Source organism: Erwinia persicina (assembly GCF_019844095.1).
Lineage (GTDB): Bacteria > Pseudomonadota > Gammaproteobacteria > Enterobacterales > Enterobacteriaceae > Erwinia > Erwinia persicina.
Window position 1 is genome coordinate 2,504,964 of sequence record NZ_CP082141.1, and the last position, 18,137, is coordinate 2,523,100.

The following is an 18,137-nucleotide window of genomic DNA, read 5'->3' on the forward strand; positions in this document are numbered from 1 at the left end:
TTGGAATTACCTTTACGCTGGAGTAAAGTTTATTCGTCGTTACATCCCGGGCAGTCTTGCACCGTGATATGTTCGCGCATTAAAACACCATGGGATCTTTCCCTATAGCAGACTTATAAATTGGCTGTGAACGGCCTCTCTTTGTTTTTATTTTATTTTGGTTATTTTAATTTTACATCCTTGCTATTAATTGATTCCTGGACACATAAAAATCCACGGAGGTTGGCGGTGAAAAACTCAATCCTGTCGATTACCTATCTGCGGGCGGTTGCCTGTATGCTGGTTGTCGTCTGTCATGCGGAAAGTTTTGCAGGAAAATTAAGTCCGGACTTTTTTTCCGGCTTATTTGGCTATGGGGGGGCAATCGGAAAACTCGGCGTCTACCTGTTCTTTATGATTAGCGGTTATCTGATGGCCTGCGTACACTGGGAGGACTTCGGCCAGGGAAAAATGGGGCTGTTTGTCAAAAAACGCCTGGTACGGATCTTACCGATGTATTACTTATTTACGCTGGCCACTATTATGGCCTGGGTCGTCAATCCGGGATGGTTCCCGGCAACGGTATTAACGCCGCTGGATGATATTCTGTCGCTGTTATTTATACCGTCAGTGTATATAAAAGAGCTGGGCACGCTGACCCCGGTATTATCCGTAGGCTGGACATTGTGTTATGAAATGCTGTTCTACCTGATCTTTGCTATTGGCATGATGTTCCGCCGCCGCAGTGGGATGACCTTTATTTTCGTCACTATTTTCGTCTTAATAGCGCTGGGTGCATCCGGTCGTTCGCAGCAGCCTTATTTCCAGTTTTATACCGACAATATCATGCTTTACTTCCTCAGCGGCATTGCCTGCTTTATGCTGCAAAAACGTCTGCGTCAGCGCTATGCCCACAGCGCCCTGTCGCTGACGCTGATTGTCGCGCTGCTGACGGTATCCACGCTGTGGTTACAGGGCTTTCTGCAGTTACTGGTTCTGACGCTCTCCTTCTTTATGCTGACCGGCCTGGAGTTTGCCTCACAGCGACAGACAAGCCTGACGCGGCTGATGACCGGCATTGGCCTGGCGTCGTATTCCATCTATCTCTGCCACCGCCTGTTTATGGGGGCGCTGGAGAAGGTGTTGCACGTCCTGCTGCCTTCGGCCAGTACCGCCACGCAGTATCTGGCGATGCTGGTGTTAACGGCAGCGTCGGCGGTGGTCGGCTATCTGATTTACTGGCTGATTGAAAAACGCGCCACCCTGGCCTTGCGCTTTAAGGCCAGCTAGTACGAAAACCCCCGTGGCCGGATTATCCGGCCACGGGGATGGCTTATCGTCCTACCCGTCGCTGACTGTTAAACAACGCCACCGCACTGAACACCGCCAGCAGCATCAGATAGTAGCTGGGGGCCAGGCTGGAGCCGGTCATGCTGATCAGCAGCGTGCAGATCAGCGGCGCGAAACCACCAAAAATCGTCACTGCCACGTTATAGCTGATTGCCATGCCGCTGGCCCGCGTGCTCATCGGGAACAGATCGGCCATCATCGACGGCACGGTTGAGAAATACACCGACTTCAACAGCGCCATCCAGCCCACCAGCAGGATTAGCGTGGTCGGCGTGGTGTTATTGGCCACCATTCTGAAGGCCGGATAGATGGTCAGCGCCAGCAGGATCAGCGATCCCCACATCAGCGGTACCCGCCCCACTTTTTCCGCCCACAGCCCCATCAGCGGCGTGACCACCGTCAAAATGATCCCGGCTACCAGCGTCGCGGTAAAGGCGGCTGAACCCGGGAGATGCAGGGTTTTCGTCGCATAGGTGGGCACATAGTTCAGCATGTAGTTCACGCCGGTCGAAATCACCATCAATCCCATCGCCAGCAGCAGCAGTGTTTTCTGCCGGCCCATCAGATCCTTCAGCGGCGCGTGGGACTTCGGCTGGGCGACAAAACTGGCAGGCTCATGGACGTGGCGGCGAATATATAAACCGACCGGGCCAATCAGCAGGCCAAAGGCAAAGGGAATGCGCCATCCCCAGTCCTGGATCTGCGCTTCCGTCAGCCAGGCGGTCAGGCCAAGGCCAAACGCCGAGGCCATCAGCGTGCTGGCCCCCTGGGTGGCAAACTGCCAGCTGGCGATAAATGCCCGGCGCTGCGGAAAATGTTCGACCAGGAAGGCCGTCGAGCTGCCAAACTCTCCCCCGGCTGAGAACCCCTGGATCAGGCGCGCCAGCAGAATTAATACCGGTGCCAGCAGGCCGATGCTGGCATAGGACGGCATCACGGTAATCATCAGCCCGCCCAGCATCATCAGGCTGATCGACATCAGCAGCGCTTTTTTGCGCCCCACCCGGTCTGCATAGGCGCCGAGCACCACGGCACCCAGCGGACGGATCAGGAAGGAGACACCAAAACTGCCGAAGGTCAGCAGCAGCGACACCGACGGGTCCTGTGTCGGGAAAAACGCATGGGCGATATAGCTGGCGAAGAAGCCGTACACGGCAATATCAAACCACTCCAGCGCGTTACCGATGCAGGTGGCAAACAGGGTTTTATACAGGTTCGGGGTCACCGCCTGCGGGGACTGTACGATCGGGCTCACTGGCCTTCCCCCTGTGCGCGGTGCGCACGATGACGGGCCAGCAGCGCAGTGCCCTGCTCGCCTAAATCCCAGAACAGTCGGGTCATGATCTGTAATCCTTCCCGGGCGATGGACTTGAGCATATGTTCGTCAACCGCGTGCTGCCCGCAGGCCGGATAGGAGTGCGGGATCCACAGCGTTGGCAGGCCCAGGGTGTGGGCAAAAACATCATTCGGCAGCGAGCCACCCAGGTTAGGCAGCAGCGCCGGTTTTTTCCCGCTGGTTTTGGCGATGACCGCCAGCGCCCAGTCAACCAGCGGATCGCGCGGGTCCAGCCGCGTGGCCGGTGAGCCGCGCAGCACCTCAACGGATACCTGCGGGAACCCGTGGGCATCGAGGTGTTCACGCAGATGCGTGGCAATATTTTCCCAGTCGGTCCCCACCACAAAGCGCAGCTGGCATACCGCCGTGGCACTGCCGGGAATGGCGTTCATCGGTCGGGCCGGATTGCCGGTCAGGAAAGAGAGCACCTCCAGCGTGTTCCAGCCGTACAGCCGCTCGGTTGGCGTCAGCCCTGCCTCACCCCAGTTGGGATCAATCTGCGGGCCATTTTCATCACCCACTTCGATATCACTCAGGATGGATTTCACTGCCGCACTGATGGCGGGCGGCTTCAGCGCGGCCACCTGCAGCTGCCCCTGCTGACTGACCAGGCAGGCCAGCGCATTCGCCAGCTGAGTACCGGGATTAGTCAGCAGTCCCCCCCAGTTGCCGGAGTGATAATCCCGGTCGCGGGCGTGGATGCTGAGGCGGAAGTTGACCGCCCCGCGTGAGCCGAGGAACAGCGTCGGGCGCACCGCGTTGAGGCGGGGACCGTCGGAGGCCATAAAGATATCGGCCTTTAACCGCTCGCCGTGGCGCTGACACAGTTCCGCCAGGCCGGGCGAGCTGATCTCTTCGCCCATTTCAAACAGGAATTTGCAGTTAAAACCCAGACGTCCGCCGCGTGCGGCCACCACCTGCTCCAGCGCAGCGATATTGACCGAATGCTGGCCTTTGTTGTCCGCGCTGCCCCGGGCGTACCAGCGGTCGCCCTCCTCCACCAGTGCCCACGGGGTCAGACCGCTGCGCCAGTTTTCATCGTCGCCAAACACCACGTCGCCGTGGCCGTAACACAGCACCGTCGGCAGCGCGGGGTCTTCGCTGCGGGTGGCCAGCAGAAACGGACGGCGCGGGGCCTGGACATTCTCAATCTGTTCGGTGGTAAACCCCAGCGCCTGCATCGCCGGTACCATCTCCTCCTCCAGGTAGGCCTGGATCACCTCGTCACGATCCTCCCGCTGGCTCTCACTGCGCATCGCCACCCGGCGTGCCAGTACCCGTTTGAATTCGCCACTGTCAAAGTACGCCGTGGCCTGCGCTACCGCCTGTTCACCTGTCATTGTGTCTGTCCATTTTTATGATGTGTGTTTTTTGTCTTTGCCACTCCGTTTTAAGCTAGAATCCTGCCTTGCCACAATTATCAAATAATCAAACTGGCTTTGCCGTAAAAGCAACGCTCCGCTGCACGATAAGTGAACATGCACCCCGAGGAGGCAGACTGATGCACAGCAGTGAGATCCGCTATTTCCTTGCCGTCGCCAACAGCGGCTCGCTCAGTGCCGCCAGCCAGCAGCTGTTTGTGGCAGTCTCCGCTATCAGCCGGCAGATCCAGCGGCTGGAAGCGCGGGTCGGCGCACCGCTGTTTGAGCGGCACGCGCGCGGGATGGTGCTGAATGATGCCGGGCAGATTTTCGAAAACCACGTGCGTAAAAGCATGATGGATATGGAACATGCGATTGCGGAGATCAAAGGACTGAAGGCCATCAGGCGCACCGCCCTGCGCGTCGCCTGTACCGACGGCATGGCGTTCAGCCTGTTGCCGGTGCTGTTCACACAGTTTCGGCTGCTGCACCCGGGCGTCAGCTTTCATCTGACGGTGGGCAGCGCGCTGGAGGTGGCGGAGATCATGCGCCGGGGGGAGTGCGACGTGGCCTTTCAGTTCAGCCTGTACCCGGAGCGCGGAGTGGAAGTGGTCGCCGCCTGGCCCGCACCGGTACTGCTGGTGATGCGGCAGGATCATCCGCTGGCGCAGCAGCAGGTGCAGCTGAGTGACCTCAACGCTTATCCGCTGGCGCTGCCGGATGCCGGAACCACGGTACGCCAGCTGTTCGACCTCTCCTGCCGCATGAGCGGCACCTTTGTTGAACCGGCGCTGACCTGCAATAACTTCAGCACGCTGTATACCTTCCTGCTGCAGACCCCGGCGGCGATCACCATTTGCAGCCAGTTTACGGTGATGTATCAGGCGGTGGAGCATGGGCTGGTGCTGAAGTCGGTTGGCGCCGACCAGCTCAGTCAGCGTTCGTTACAGGTACAGACCGCCATTGGCCGTAAGCCGGGTCCGGCGCTGTCGCTCTTTCTGGAGTTTGTCCGGCAGGAATTAAAGCAAAAAGATGACAGCATCAGGGCGATCTTCGCGTTTTGACAGGGCACGCGGCGGGCGGGAAAAGGTCGCCCCCGACGGGGGCAACCCGGTTTTTTATTTCATCTCCACCTGATAGAAGATGTGTTTGCCAAACGGATCCACTTCGTAGCCGGTTACCTCTTTACGCACCGGTTCGAAAATGGTCGAGTGAGCAATCATCACCGCCGGGGCCTGGTCATGCATGATCTGCTGCGCTTCGCGATACATCACGACGCGCTTGTCATGATCCTGCTCGGCGCGGGCGGCGGTGATCAGCTTATCAAACGGCGCATAGCACCACTTAGACGAGTTGGAGCCGCCGTTAGCAGAGGTGCAGCTGAACAGCGGACCGAAGAAGTTATCCGGGTCCCCTGTCGCCGTGGTCCAGCCCATCAGCGCGGCCTGATGCTCGCCGTTTTTCACCCTTGAGAGATATTCACCCCATTCGAAGCTGACAATGTTGGCTTTAATCCCCACCTTCGCCCAGTCGGCCTGGATCATCTCTGCCATGCGGCGCGCGTTCGGATTATAGGGACGCTGTACCGGCATCGCCCACAGATCGATGGTGGTACCCGGGGCGATGCCCGCCTCTTTCAGCAGCGCTTTGGCCTGTTCTGGCGCGTAATCATAGTCTTTCAGATCCTGATCCGCGCTCCACACGCCCGGCGGCAGCAGGTTTTTGGCCGCCGTGCCGGTGCCCTGGAAGACCGCTTCAATAATCGCGGGCTTGTTAATGGCCATGCTCAGGGCCTGGCGCACTTTGACGTTGTTAAGCGGTGCTTTCTGGGTGTTAAACGCCAGGAAACCGGTATTCAGCCCGGCCTTATGCATCATGGTGATGTTTGGGTTGGCCTCAAGGCGCTTGAGATCGGCGGGATTCGGGAACGGCATCACCTGACATTCGTTCTTTTCCAGCTTGGCCGCACGCACCGAGGCATCCGGCGTGATGGTGAAGATCAGACGGTCGAGCTTCGCTTTCCCCTGCCAGTATCCCGGGAAGGCGCGGAACAGAATGCGGGAATCTTTTTGATACTGGGCCAGTTCAAACGGCCCGGTGCCAATCGGTTCCCGGTCGACTTTTTCCGGCGTGCCGGCTTTCAGCATGGCATCGGCATATTCTGCCGAGAGGATCGAGGCAAAGTACCAGCCCAGGTCGGCAAGGAACGGCGCTTCGGCATGAGCCAGGGTAAAGCGCACGGTGTGATCGTCGATTTTATCGATGCCTTTCAGCAGGGTGCCAAACTCCAGGCTTTCAAAGTTGGTGTAGCTGCCGTTCGAGACCTTGTGATACGGATTGGCCGGATCTTTCTGGCGCATAAACGAGAAGATCACATCGTCAGCGTTAAAGTCTCGCGTCGGCGTGTAGTTTTTATTACTGTGGAACTTCACGCCCTTGCGCAGGTGGAAGGTGTAGACGGTGCCATCGGGGCTGATCTCCCAGCTTTCCGCCAGTGACGGGATCAGTGTGGTGGTACCGGGCGTAAAGTCGACCAGGCGGTTGTAAATGGGTACCGCGCTGGCATCGACGCTGGTGCCGGAGGTGTACAACTGCGGGTTAAAGTTTTCTGGCGATCCCTCAGAGCAGAACACCAGCGTCTTCGCTGAAACCGCTGACGCGACGGTCAGCGCCAGAGCCGCCAGTACCGTGCGTAATACCGCTTTCTTCATCTCCATCCTCGCTTTTTATTTGACATTATCAGGGGGTGGTGCGTAAACCTGTAAATAACCCATTCATGAATAACATGATTTCGCACATTACCGAAATCATGCTGCCCGAGACAAATAAGGAAAGCTTATGACAGATTCACTGGCACGCCAGCTTACTCAACGTTTTTATCGCTACCTGGCCGTTACCAGCCAGAGTGATGCGGCGGCCACCGTCCTGCCCAGCACCCCGGAACAGCATGAGATGGCCCGGCTGCTGGCTGACGAACTGCGCCAGCTTGGCCTGCAGAAGGTGGTTATCGATGAGTTTGCCACGGTAACGGCGGTGAAGCCCGGCAATCGCCCCGGCGCCCCACGCATCGGTTTTATCACCCATATTGATACCGTTGATGTTGGCCTCTCCCCGCATATCCATCCCCAGACCCTGCGCTATGAAGGGGAAGACCTGTGCCTGAATGCTGCGCAGGATATCTGGCTGCGCCGGACGCAACACCCGGAAATCGAGGCCTATCACGGCCAGGATATTATCTTCAGCGATGGTACCAGCGTGCTGGGAGCCGATAACAAAGCCGCCGTCACGGTGGTGATGACGCTGATGGAGAACCTGACCGACGCCCAGCCCCACGGCGATATCGTGGTGGCCTTTGTTCCGGACGAAGAGATTGGCCTGCGCGGCGCGAAGGCGCTGGATCTGAAAAGCCGCTTTGACGTGGACTTCGCCTATACCATCGACTGCTGCGAACTGGGGGAAGTGGTGTATGAGAACTTTAACGCCGCCGCCGCAGAGATTACGCTGACCGGCGTGACGGCGCATCCGATGTCGGGCAAGGGGGTACTGGTCAATCCGCTGCTGATGGCCTGGGATTTTATCAGTCACTTTGACCGTCAGCAGACCCCGGAGCATACCGCCGGACGCGAAGGCTATACCTGGTTTAATGATATGCAGGCCAATGCCAGCGAGGCGCACCTGAAAGCCTCCATTCGTGATTTCGATCTGGCCGGCTTTGAGCAGCGTAAACAGCAGATGCATCAGGTGGCGGAGATCATTCGCCAGGCCTATCCGACCGGCAAGGTCGCCGTGTCGATTTCAGATACCTACAGCAACATCAGCAATGCGATCGGCGACGACAAGCGCCCGATTGACCTGATCTTTGCCGCCATGAAGGCACTGGAAATTGAACCGAAGGTGATCCCGATGCGCGGCGGCACGGATGGTGCAGCGCTGTCGGCGAAAGGTTTACTCACGCCGAACTTCTTTACCGGAGCACACAATTTCCACTCGAAGTTTGAGTTCCTGCCGGTGCCGTCGTTCGTGAAATCCTACCTGCTGGCGGAAAAAATCTGCCTGCTGGCAGCGGAGTAATCGTTAGCAGATTGACTGAAAAGTACCTCCTGCCGTAGGGCTGAAAATCCTCAGTCATTTTTTTGGCTGACAGTTCGCTTTCCGATCTGAGGCCAGTTTGAACACGCCGGATTGGCAAAGTCCGCATCCCTGCGGGCCCCGGCACGCGACGCCCTGTCGCGTGACGCCGGGCTTACCTCAAACTGACCCCATCCCGGCACCAGGGTTGCACGCTGCCGGTGTTAAAACCGGCAACCCGATGTGCCGTTAACGACCGTTACGTCGCTGAGCGACGCTGACCCACCTCACTCCTCATAAACATACACACGCAGACGATGCCCGTCCGGGTCGCAGGCGGTAAAGGTATAGCCGAAATCCAGCGTTGCCGGCGGGTCGGGGATCTCAACACCCCCTTCCTGCCACTGGTTGAAGAGATTATCCACTTCGTCACGACTCTCTGCGGTAAACACAATCTCCGACTGGCTGGTTCCGGCACTCACCGGTGGCGTCACCCCGGAGGCGATCCACAGCCCGAGACGACCGCCAGACGGCAGGATAAACATCGCAAAAGTGGGTGATAATTCGACGGCATCAACGTTCAGTATCCGCTGGTAAAAGGCCGCGCTGTTAGCCGGGCTGGCAACATACAGAATGGTAAAGTCGAGTGCTTTCATTGGCGTATTTCCGTTTCAGTGATTGAACGGTCACAGCCTAAGCGAGGGGAATGACAGTTTCTGTCAGTAGCCAAATCCCTGTGGGGGAATATTATGCCGTTCACGCCACTCTTTCATCAGCTGCGCACGCGCAGGCTGATAACGCTGCGGCATGAGCTGAAGTTGGGTTATACGGTCAACGCGGAAATGGCGGTAATCCGCCCGCGATTCACACCAGCCAACAAGCAGTTGCACGGACTCAAAAAAGCCCACGGCGAGCGGCCAGACTCTGCGCTTTGAGCATGTCCCCTTCAGGTCCCTGTATTCAATATCAATCACATATTGCTCACTGATGGCCTGCCGCAATGCGGCAACGTCAATGTCGATGGCGGGTGCCTGCGCATTTGACCCTACCATCAGCGTCGACAACTCCAGCTGTGAACGCAGATCCCCCGGCAGTACGGCAGCGATCTTGCTCAGCGCGGAGTGCGCTGCCGTCGCCAGTTCATCGTCGGCACGGCGCGTCACCCAGCGTGAACCGAGGACAAGGGCGGCAATTTCCTGGGGGTTGAACATTAACGGTGGCAGCGTATAACCCGGTCGCAGTACGTAGCCCAGACCCGGCTCGCCGACAATATCGGCCCCCTGCTGCTGTAGCGTGGCGATATCCCGGTAAAGCGTTCGCGTGCTGATATTAAATTTGCTGGCAAGCTGCAGTGCCGTGACGGGGAAGCGGTGGTTACGCAGGACTTGCAGAATATCGAGCAGACGTTGGGCGCGTGACATAACGTATCGGTATACCTGATGAGGAAGAGACAGTCCGTCTGGCGCCTTCCTGAAAAAGGAAGGGCTCAGGGCGGGCCAGGTGTTTATCCGGCCCGCCGGAGCGACTTACTTCACCGCTACATCAATACCCGGGAAGAACTTCGCGGCCAGTTTGGTCACGGTACCATCGTTTTGTATCTTAACGATAGCGGCATCCAGCGCTGCTTTCAATTTGGCATCGTCTTTACGCAGACCAAATCCAATGCCGACACCGAGTACCAGCGGATCTTCCACGGCCTTACCGGCGAAACTAAATGCTTTCCCCTGCGGTTTTTCCAGGAAGCCAGACTGACCGGCAGCCGACATCACCAGGGTTCCGTCCAGGCGTCCCGCGACCATGTCGTTGTAAACCTGGTTCTGATCCTGATACGGTGTCACCGTCACACCCTGCGGCTCCCAGTGTTTTTTCGCATAGGTTTCCTGCACGGAACCCTGCAAGACCCCGATGTTCTTGCCCTTCAGGCTCTCCACGGTGGGCAGCAGCCCCGACCCTTTTTTGGCAATCAGCATGTTGGGGATGCGGTAAATCGGCTGAGTAAAGCCGATGCTTTTCATGCGGGCTTCAGTGATGTTCATCGCCGAGTTGATGGCGTCGAATTTCTTCGCCGCCAGTGCCGGGATCAGGGCGTCAAAACTGCTTTCCACCCAGCTGCACTTGAAATTGCCCACCTGGCAAATCGCTTTGCCCAGCTCGATGTCAAAGCCTTCCAGCTCGCCTGAGGCGTTGCGGCTTTCAAAGGGCGGATACTGTGACTCCAGACCGTAGCGCAGCGTATCCTGCGCCAGCGCTGACACCGACGACAGCAACCCGACTGCCACAAACAACGCATTCAGTTTTTTCATTCATTTACCCTCAAGGTGATGCTGTTAGCAAGGCTTGACCTGACAGAGTGCGCGTGCGCCTGCCTGCAAGGTGGCTTCGTCTTTTGCGAAAGAGAGACGGATCAATTTGTTGTCTGTCCCATCGGTATAGAACGCTGACAGCGGAATAGTCGCCACGCCGTGATCAACGATCAGCCGTTTTACCATTTCACTGTCAGACTCGTCACTGAAATCTGCATAGCTGGCCAGCATAAAGAACGATCCCGCCGACGGCAGCAGCGTAAACGGTGAGTCCTGCAGCAGGCAGGCCAGCTGATCACGCTTACGCTGATAAAAGTCGCCCAGCCCCAGGTAGTGCGCCGGTTGCTGAAGATACTCAGCAAAGGCCACCTGCATCGGCGTATCGGCCGAGAACATCATAAACTGATGCACTTTCACCACCTCCTCCATCAGCGCTGCCGGGGCCAGCAGATAACCGATGCGCCAGCCGGTAACGTGAAAGGTTTTCCCGAAGGAGGAGACGATCACACTGCGCTGCGCCAGCTCCGGATGGGTGGCCATGCCGTGATGCTGACGGCCGTCAAACAGGATATGTTCGTATACCTCATCCGACAGCACGACGATATCGGTATGGCGCGTCAGCGCCGCCAGACGGTGCAGATCTTCCGCGCCCAGTACCTGGGCGCTGGGGTTGTGCGGCGTATTGATGATGATCATGCGGGTCTTCGGCGTAATGGCGGCCGCCACCTCATCCCAGTTAATGGCAAATTCCGGCACCTGCAATTTCAGGCCGACCGGGATTGCGCCCTGCAAACGCACGATCGGCGCGTAGCTGTCGAACGCCGGTTCAAAGAAGATCACTTCATCCCCCGGATGCACCAGCCCGGCGATGGCCGAATAAAGCCCTTCACTGGCACTGGCGGTGATCAGAACTTCACTGGCGGCATCATATTTTTGCCCGTAGAGCGTACCGACTTTGGCCGCCAGCACCTCTCTCAGCGCGGGCAGCCCGGTCATGGTCGCATACTGGTTATGCCCCTGCTGCATGGCTCGGGTTACCCCCTCTACCAGCAGCGGATCGCACGGAAAGTTCGGCGCGCCCTGTGAGAGGTTAATGGCGTTATGCAGCGCGGAGAGCTGGCCTATTACTGAAAAAATCGTGGTGCCAACATCCGGGAGTTTAGAACGCTGCTGCACCGCAGAAGTGAGGGTCATGGCGACTCCAGTCGGGAAAAGAGTGATGATGCCAGTTCTACGTGGCGGCACTTGAGGCGACAAGCGAATTGTTGTCATAATAGCTATGACTTTTTCTCATTGCTCAGAGAACCCGATGTCTCAGCGTCCGCTGCCGTTAAATGCTATCCATGCTTTTATTGTGACCGCCCGTCACCTTAATCTGACGCACGCCGCCGGCGAGTTGTGCATCACTCAGGGAGCGGTGAGCCGCAAAATCGCCGCGCTGGAGGCCTGGCTGGGGTTCCCGCTGTTTGACCGCCACGCGCGCGGCCTGCACCTGACGCCGCAGGGGGCCAGCCTGCTGCCCGCGTTGCAGAGTGGTTATCAGCAGATGCACGATGCCGCACAGCAGGCCAGCAGGCAGCACACCACCATCCGACTGAAAGCACCCACCTGTGCCATGCGCTGGCTGGTACCGAAACTGGTCGCACTGGAAAAAGCGCGCCCTGAGCTGCACGTTTCGCTGACCACCACCGTGGATCACCACAGTCAGTTAGCGCATTTTGATGCGGCGATCCTCTACGGCAGCAGCCCGCGCAACAGCGTACTGCTGTTCGAAGAGGCGCTGACGCCGGTGATGGCACTGTCGCTGCTGCCTGCCAGGCCGGCGATCGACACGTTGTCCGGGATGACATTTCTGCATCCCACCGCCGACAGCCGCGACTGGCAACTGTGGTTACAGGCGCAGCAACGCACGCTGGTGATGAAGCGGAATCAGCATTTTTCCACGATGGATCTGGCGATCAGCGCGGCCATTCAGGGATTTGGCGTGACGGTGGCCGATGTGACGTTAATTGCTGAGGATCTGAGAATGCGACGTCTGGTGGCACCCTTTGCGGGCAGTGTGAAAACGGGCGCGGTCTACAGTCTGATCCGACGCCCGTCTGCTCTGTCGCCACCGCTGCTGGATGAGCTGGTGGCATGGTTAAGTCAACCGTCTTAGAAGGAGACCCATTCGTCAGCGGCGCCAGCCTTCGGCGCACCCGAGCTTCTCAGCGGACTTTTCAGCGCCGCTGGCCGGGCAGCCGCATGACCCGCAGGCGCACTGCTGGCTGTCAGGCGGAATTTGGCCACCGACAGCGTCAGCTCTTCCGTCTGGCGTTCCAGCGCACTGGCTGCCGCCGAAACCTGCTCAACCAGCGAGGCGTTCTGCTGGGTGACGCTGTCCATTTCGGAAATCGCCGTTCCGACCTGAGAAATCCCCTTGCTCTGCTCTTCCGAGGCGGAGGCAATCTGCTTCATGATCTCCGTGACTTCTGCCACCGACTGCAAAATATCGTCCATGGTACTGCCCGCATCACCAACCAGCTTAGATCCGGTATCCACGCGGGAGACGGAGTCGGCAATCAGCGTTTCAATCTCTTTTGCCGCCCCGGCACTGCGCTGCGCCAGATTACGGACTTCACTGGCAACCACGGCAAAACCACGCCCCTGCTCTCCCGCACGGGCCGCTTCCACCGCCGCATTCAGCGCCAGGATATTGGTCTGAAAAGCGATGCTGTTAATGACCGTGGTAATTTCAGCGATTTTCTTCGAACTGCCGGCAATGCCCTGCATGGTGCTGACCACTTCACTGACCAGTTTGCCGCCCTTACTGGCGGTTAAAGAGGCATTATCTGCCAGCGAACTGGCCTGGCGGGCGTTATCGGCGTTGAATTTCACCGTCGCAGTCAGTTGCTCCATGCTGGCTGCCGTCTGCTCCAGGGCCGAGGCCTGCTCTTCCGTACGCGAGGAGAGATCGTTATTACCGGAGGAAATTTCTGCGGCACCGCGATGGATATTTTCAGTCCCGCTGCGGATTGAACTGACCGCATCACGCAGGCTGTCCTGCATTGCCCGCAGCAGCGGAACCAGCTTCCCGACGCAGTTGCGGCCGAAATCATTGACGGGCTGGGTCAGGTCACCATCGGCAATCACGCGGAAGTGTTCCCGAATGGTGGCCAGCGGACGCACCAGCATCACCACCAGATAACGATCGGTAAACAGCAGGATCAGCAGTCCGGCAATCACCGCCATCACCAGTACCGCTTTGGTGGTATGGGTCAGATGATCGACCGTGATGCGCGTGGCATCGAGCTTATCGGCAGCGGCGGTATTAAATTTTTCCACACTGGCACCGAAATCGCGGCTGAGGGCTGGCGTCACGCTGGCAGCGTGGCGACGATAGTCATCCGGCGATCCCTGCTGTGCCAGACGCACCTGGGGCGCAACCCCCTCATCCAGCAGCTTCTGCCAGCTGGCAATCGCACTGGCGGCATACTGCGCATCCAGCGGGCCCGGTGACTGTTGTTTGAAATCGGCCAGCAGCGTGGTCATGTTATCCAGCGCTTTCTGCACCGACGCCATGTCCTCCGGTTTTTTGGATTCTGTGGCACGGGATAAACGCGTGATAACGCGGAAATACTGGTCGTTACCTTTGCTTAAGGTGCTCATCTGACCGACCAGATGGCGATCGACGGCATTGCCCTCGCTCAGCTGGTTCAGGGAATAAACGCTGTACAAGCCTACAGCGCCCCAGAGCAGGCAGAAAATGCCCAAAATCCACAATAATACTGCGCGGATTGTATAATTTTTTAAGAATTTCATAGTGACTCCGTGACCTGGTGATACCGATTAAAATGTTGTTATCTGAGGGCTATCACCCTTAGTTATCGGCACGGAAGCAGAGGAAACTCAAAAAATTAACACGACTTATATTGCAGCATTTTTGCCCTTAGTTTTCCCAGGGTAAATCATAACTTATTGCTATGATGCGGTTTTATTGCAGTTTAGGGCATTTTAAATACAGCAGAATATATTAAGTATCAGGCTGGTAATGCGGCGCTATTCATGGCGCAGATGGACAAATGCCTTCATCAGCAGACGAAACACCTGCATTCTGCGTCGCATAAAGCGTTTTTCAATGGCGATCCCCGCCTGGCCATTCTGACCGAAACGCAGGGTGATATCCTGCCGGGGGCGCCAGGCAGGCCAGTCCGTTTCGCCGCTAATCTGGGGTGAAAATACCGTCACATCCCGCGCAAAACGCAGCCAGTATTCACTGACACGCCATGAAAAATCCCGGTCTGCCGCGGTGAACGGGCGGGCACTCTCCGTCGGTTCCATCTGCGCCAGCGTATTCAGGACATAGGGAATTTCATTGCCGTGCCAGGTCCCGTGCGCGTAAAGATCGCGCGCGTTCTCTGATACGTAATCAAAGTAATAGCGCCAGGTTGGTGTGCCTGTGCGGTGCTGGGCCAGCGCCGCCACATAGCCCAGAGTGGTAAAGGTCATATCCCGGGCCACCTGTCGCCCGAGCTCCGCATCATCCCACACGTCACGGTACAGTAACTTGATCAGCCGCAGCGCCAGCGGATGCTTCGTACGCATATCCGCGATCACCTTTGCTGCATCCACGCCAAAAAAGGCCAGCACGCTTGCTTCATCACTGTTGCTGCCAATCATCAGCGGCAGCCGCTGCTGTTGGCCGGAAGCGAAGACGCTGAGCATCGGCTGCGGCAGAACGCAGTCCCCGTGGATCGCCACCGGCCCCAGGGTGAGCGAGCGCGCCAGCGGCCAGAACGCATCTGCTGGCAGGGCGCGCAGTTGCTCCGCGCTGGCATCCTGCAGATCGAAATGACGGGCCAGCGCTTCGCCTTTTTGCAGGGCTTCTGCCCGGGAGACGTCCGGGACGCTGTAGGCACTCTGTACAATCCCCTTATGGAACAGTCCTTTTGCCATCGGTGAAGCAAACAGGGACAGTACGCTGCGGGCACCGCTGGATTCGCCCATCAGCGTGACGTTTTTCGGGTTTCCACCAAAGGCCCGAATGTTGCGCTGTATCCACTGCAGGGCAGCGATCTGATCGAGCAGCGCAAAGTTATTCACCACCTCGCCGTCAGCATACTCGCGGTCCAGCGCCGGATGCGCAAAGAACCCCAGATGCCCCAGACGGTAGTTTAGTGTGACAACCACGGCGCCGCGTGCCGCCAGGGGTGCCCCCAGATAGGGCGTTAACCCGCCGGATCCCACGGTGTAGCCTCCACCGTGGATCCACACCATGACCGGCAGCGGTGTGGATGGCTCTGCGTCCGGCGTCCAGACGTTCAGATACAGGCAATCCTCGCTGAAACCCCCGGGGTCCCCCCCGCCTACCGCCAGACAATATTCCAGGCTCTGCCAGCTGGCAGGCCCCCACGCTGTCGCTTCTTTTTCCCCTTCCCAGGGCGTGACTGGTTTTGGCGCTTTCCAGCGTTGTTCACCCACGGGGGGCGCGGCGTAAGGAATGCCCTTAAAGACGAAGACGTTCTCCTCCCTCTTCCCGCGCAGGCAGCCTTCTGCCGTCATAATCCGTAATGTCTGTTCGTTTTTCATGGGGGCTTCCGTATGATATCCGCGGTAATTATTTGCAGACTAAGAGAGAAAGTCCATCATGCCGTGTCATTTGCAGATTATGCTGATACAAGCACCGTTTGAACGGGTGCGATGATCGCCAGCTGCTGGCGGCAGAGTTCCGCCCTGACCTGCAAGGATCACATTATGTTTACCGCTATAAATAATGGTTTTTCCCGTCTCTGTGACCATCCGGACCTGGGCCGGCTGGTATTGCGCGTGTCACTCGGCGCACTGCTGCTGTTTCACGGTGTATTTAAAATTGAGCACGGGGTCGGCTGGATCGCCCGACTGCTGCATGCACAGGGTTTGCCCGGTTTTATTGCCTATGGCGCTTACATTGGGGAAGTACTGGCACCGGCGATGATTATTGTCGGGCTGATGACGCGCCCGGCGGCGTTTATTATTGCCGTAAATCTGGTGGTGGCGACGCTGCTGGTGAAAAGCGGTGCGGTGTGGGATCGCACCGGGGTCGGAGCCTGGGCGCTGGAAGGAGAAGCACTTTACCTCTTTGGCGCGCTGGCGGTGATGTTTCTTGGCGCAGGCCGCTTTACGCTGGTCAGTAACAGTAGTTTGCAATAGGACGGGCTGACCGGGAAAAAGGCCAGCCACAGACGCTGCAGGGGGCGACCTTTTTATTCGGTCGCCCGGTGCACCCAAATGCTTCTTCAGCTTACCCGCTGGTAGCCGTAGCGGTATTTTGCCACCAGCATCAGCGTAGTCAGCACGGCCGGGATGGCCAGGAAGGAGAAGACGTCGGTGATATTCCAGCCAAGCGACAGCATTTGCGCCCCGGCAAAGGCACTGAGGATGGCGCCGATGCGCCCCACGCCATGCATCCAGCTGGATCCGGTGGCCCGCGCATGGGTCGGATAGTAGCTGGCTGACAGCGCATTCATCCCGGTATTGGCTCCGTTGAGACAAAAACCGCTGCAGAACGCCACCCCGCCCAGCACCCAGACTTCAGCGGGCGCATAACCGATACAGACGGTAGCTATCGCACCGGTGAAATAGATCGCCGCCAGCGCCAGGTTGGCATTAAAACGGTCCATCATCCAGCCCGCAAACAGCGAACCCACCGTGCCGCCCGCCTGATACATGGCGGTCACCAGCGCGGCCTGTGTCACCGTCATGCCCACGTCTTTCACCAGCGATGGCAGCCACGAGCCAATCAGGTAGACCAGGAACAGCCCCATAAAATAGCTGCCCCACAGCATCAGGCTGCCAAACAGATAGCGCCGCGACACCACGATCTTGACGGCCCCTTCACTGCTCGCGGCCTCACTGCGGATGAACACGCTATTTTCATCCACGTGTCCCGGGTGCATGTTCTCCACGATCTGGCGGATCCGGGCTGTCGGGTGGTTGCGGGCAATCATAAAGCGCACAGACTCGGGTAAACCACGCAGCAGCAGCGGTACCAGCATCAACGGCAGCACGCCGCCCATGATCAGCACCGCGTGCCAGCCATAGTTGGGGATCAGCCATGAGGCCGCGAAGCCCCCGGTGGCGGCACCAAAGGTAAAGCCACAGAACACGACGGTGATGAGAAAAGCGCGGCGGCGCTCAGGGGAGTATTCCGCCACCAGCGTGCCGACGTTCGGCATCGCCGCCCCCAGCCCCAGCCCGGTGAGGAAGCGGAAAAGCATCATCTGATCCAGGTTTTGCGAGAACGCCGTGGCCAGCGTCCATAAGCCGAAGAAAAAGACGCTGCTGATAATAATGACGCGACGACCGAAGCGGTCGGCCAGGGGGCCGGCCACCATGGCCCCCAGCGCCAGGCCAATCAGCGCCGCACTGATCACTGCGCCAAGCTGATGGTTGCTTACCCCCCAGGCACTTTTCAGCGCAGGGGCAATAAAGCCCATCAGGGCGATATCCATACCATCCATGGCAACAACGGCAAAACTCAGGGCGATAATGCGTTTCTGATAACGACTCAATGTGCCCTGATTAATCAACGTACGGATATCGATGGCTGCGGTACTGTCCACTTCGCGCTCCATAACAGGCAGTATTAACCCCTGGCGGATAACGATTAGCGCAAAGGTTGGTAGAAAAAGTGTCGGTTATCATAACGGATTGTTATGCAATACTCCTGGGAAAATATGCCTGTCTTGCGCAAAACCCTGCCCCAGGTAAGCCCCCTTTTCT

15 protein-coding genes are annotated in these 18,137 nt (G+C 58.1%); 5 read left to right on the forward strand and 10 right to left on the reverse strand.

What is annotated here, in order from left to right:
* Positions 1-228: 228 nt before the first annotated feature.
* Positions 229-1,269, forward strand: coding sequence for an acyltransferase family protein (locus K6L24_RS11340; protein WP_137268585.1), 1,041 nt, complete (start codon positions 229-231; stop codon positions 1,267-1,269).
* A 43-nt stretch (positions 1,270-1,312) separates the two neighbouring features.
* Here K6L24_RS11340 and K6L24_RS11345 read toward each other — a convergent pair whose 3' ends face one another.
* Both K6L24_RS11345 and K6L24_RS11350 read right to left on the reverse strand, forming a co-directional pair.
* On the reverse strand, positions 1,313-2,584 hold the full coding sequence (locus tag K6L24_RS11345; protein ID WP_118664175.1) for an MFS transporter: 1,272 nt from the start codon (positions 2,582-2,584) through the stop codon (positions 1,313-1,315).
* Positions 2,581-4,005, reverse strand: coding sequence for a M20 family metallopeptidase (locus K6L24_RS11350; RefSeq protein ID WP_222681470.1), 1,425 nt, complete (start codon positions 4,003-4,005; stop codon positions 2,581-2,583). The genes K6L24_RS11345 and K6L24_RS11350 overlap by 4 nt, the downstream gene beginning before the upstream one ends.
* Positions 4,006-4,166: 161 nt before the next feature.
* Between K6L24_RS11350 and K6L24_RS11355 the strand changes: the two genes are divergently transcribed.
* The gene (locus K6L24_RS11355; RefSeq protein ID WP_062743342.1) at positions 4,167-5,090 is read left to right on the forward strand and encodes a LysR family transcriptional regulator; all 924 of its coding nucleotides are present in this window, start codon (positions 4,167-4,169) and stop codon (positions 5,088-5,090) included.
* A gap of 54 nt (positions 5,091-5,144) precedes the next feature.
* Here K6L24_RS11355 and K6L24_RS11360 read toward each other — a convergent pair whose 3' ends face one another.
* Positions 5,145-6,737 (reverse strand): ABC transporter substrate-binding protein, encoded by a 1,593-nt coding sequence (locus tag K6L24_RS11360; RefSeq protein ID WP_062743343.1) that lies wholly within the window; start codon positions 6,735-6,737, stop codon positions 5,145-5,147.
* A 127-nt stretch (positions 6,738-6,864) separates the two neighbouring features.
* Between K6L24_RS11360 and pepT the strand changes: the two genes are divergently transcribed.
* A complete protein-coding gene (gene pepT / locus K6L24_RS11365) occupies positions 6,865-8,097 on the forward strand; it encodes a peptidase T (RefSeq protein ID WP_118664178.1) in 1,233 nt (410 codons plus the stop codon).
* 284 nt (positions 8,098-8,381) lie between these two features.
* On the opposite strand, the gene K6L24_RS11370 is transcribed toward pepT, so the two are convergent.
* From K6L24_RS11370 to K6L24_RS11385, 4 genes are all read right to left on the reverse strand, one after another.
* A complete protein-coding gene (locus K6L24_RS11370) occupies positions 8,382-8,750 on the reverse strand; it encodes a VOC family protein (protein WP_118664179.1) in 369 nt (122 codons plus the stop codon).
* Positions 8,751-8,813: 63 nt separating this feature from the next.
* A complete protein-coding gene (locus K6L24_RS11375) occupies positions 8,814-9,515 on the reverse strand; it encodes a helix-turn-helix transcriptional regulator (protein ID WP_222681471.1) in 702 nt (233 codons plus the stop codon).
* Between the two features lie 105 nt (positions 9,516-9,620).
* Positions 9,621-10,397: a transporter substrate-binding domain-containing protein gene (locus K6L24_RS11380; protein WP_062743351.1), complete on the reverse strand. Its 777-nt coding sequence runs from the start codon at positions 10,395-10,397 to the stop codon at positions 9,621-9,623.
* Between the two features lie 24 nt (positions 10,398-10,421).
* Positions 10,422-11,591 carry a methionine aminotransferase gene (locus K6L24_RS11385; protein WP_222681472.1) on the reverse strand — a complete coding sequence of 390 codons (1,170 nt, stop codon included), beginning with the start codon at positions 11,589-11,591 and terminating at the stop codon, positions 10,422-10,424.
* Between the two features lie 115 nt (positions 11,592-11,706).
* On the opposite strand from K6L24_RS11385, the gene K6L24_RS11390 reads away from it, so the two are divergent.
* On the forward strand, positions 11,707-12,555 hold the full coding sequence (locus K6L24_RS11390) for a LysR family transcriptional regulator (protein WP_222681473.1): 849 nt from the start codon (positions 11,707-11,709) through the stop codon (positions 12,553-12,555).
* On the opposite strand, the gene K6L24_RS11395 is transcribed toward K6L24_RS11390, so the two are convergent.
* Both K6L24_RS11395 and K6L24_RS11400 read right to left on the reverse strand, forming a co-directional pair.
* Positions 12,552-14,198: a methyl-accepting chemotaxis protein gene (locus K6L24_RS11395; RefSeq protein ID WP_222681474.1), complete on the reverse strand. Its 1,647-nt coding sequence runs from the start codon at positions 14,196-14,198 to the stop codon at positions 12,552-12,554. The two genes, K6L24_RS11390 and K6L24_RS11395, sit on opposite strands and share 4 nt — an antisense overlap.
* A 237-nt stretch (positions 14,199-14,435) precedes the next feature.
* Positions 14,436-15,965, reverse strand: a complete 1,530-nt coding sequence (locus K6L24_RS11400) for a carboxylesterase/lipase family protein (protein WP_222681475.1) — start codon at positions 15,963-15,965, stop codon at positions 14,436-14,438.
* A 165-nt stretch (positions 15,966-16,130) separates the two neighbouring features.
* On the opposite strand from K6L24_RS11400, the gene K6L24_RS11405 reads away from it, so the two are divergent.
* Positions 16,131-16,565 (forward strand): DoxX family protein, encoded by a 435-nt coding sequence (locus K6L24_RS11405; protein WP_062743431.1) that lies wholly within the window; start codon positions 16,131-16,133, stop codon positions 16,563-16,565.
* 86 nt (positions 16,566-16,651) lie between these two features.
* On the opposite strand, the gene K6L24_RS11410 is transcribed toward K6L24_RS11405, so the two are convergent.
* Positions 16,652-17,977 carry an MFS transporter gene (locus K6L24_RS11410; protein ID WP_222681476.1) on the reverse strand — a complete coding sequence of 442 codons (1,326 nt, stop codon included), beginning with the start codon at positions 17,975-17,977 and terminating at the stop codon, positions 16,652-16,654.
* Between the last annotated feature and the right edge of the window lie 160 nt (positions 17,978-18,137).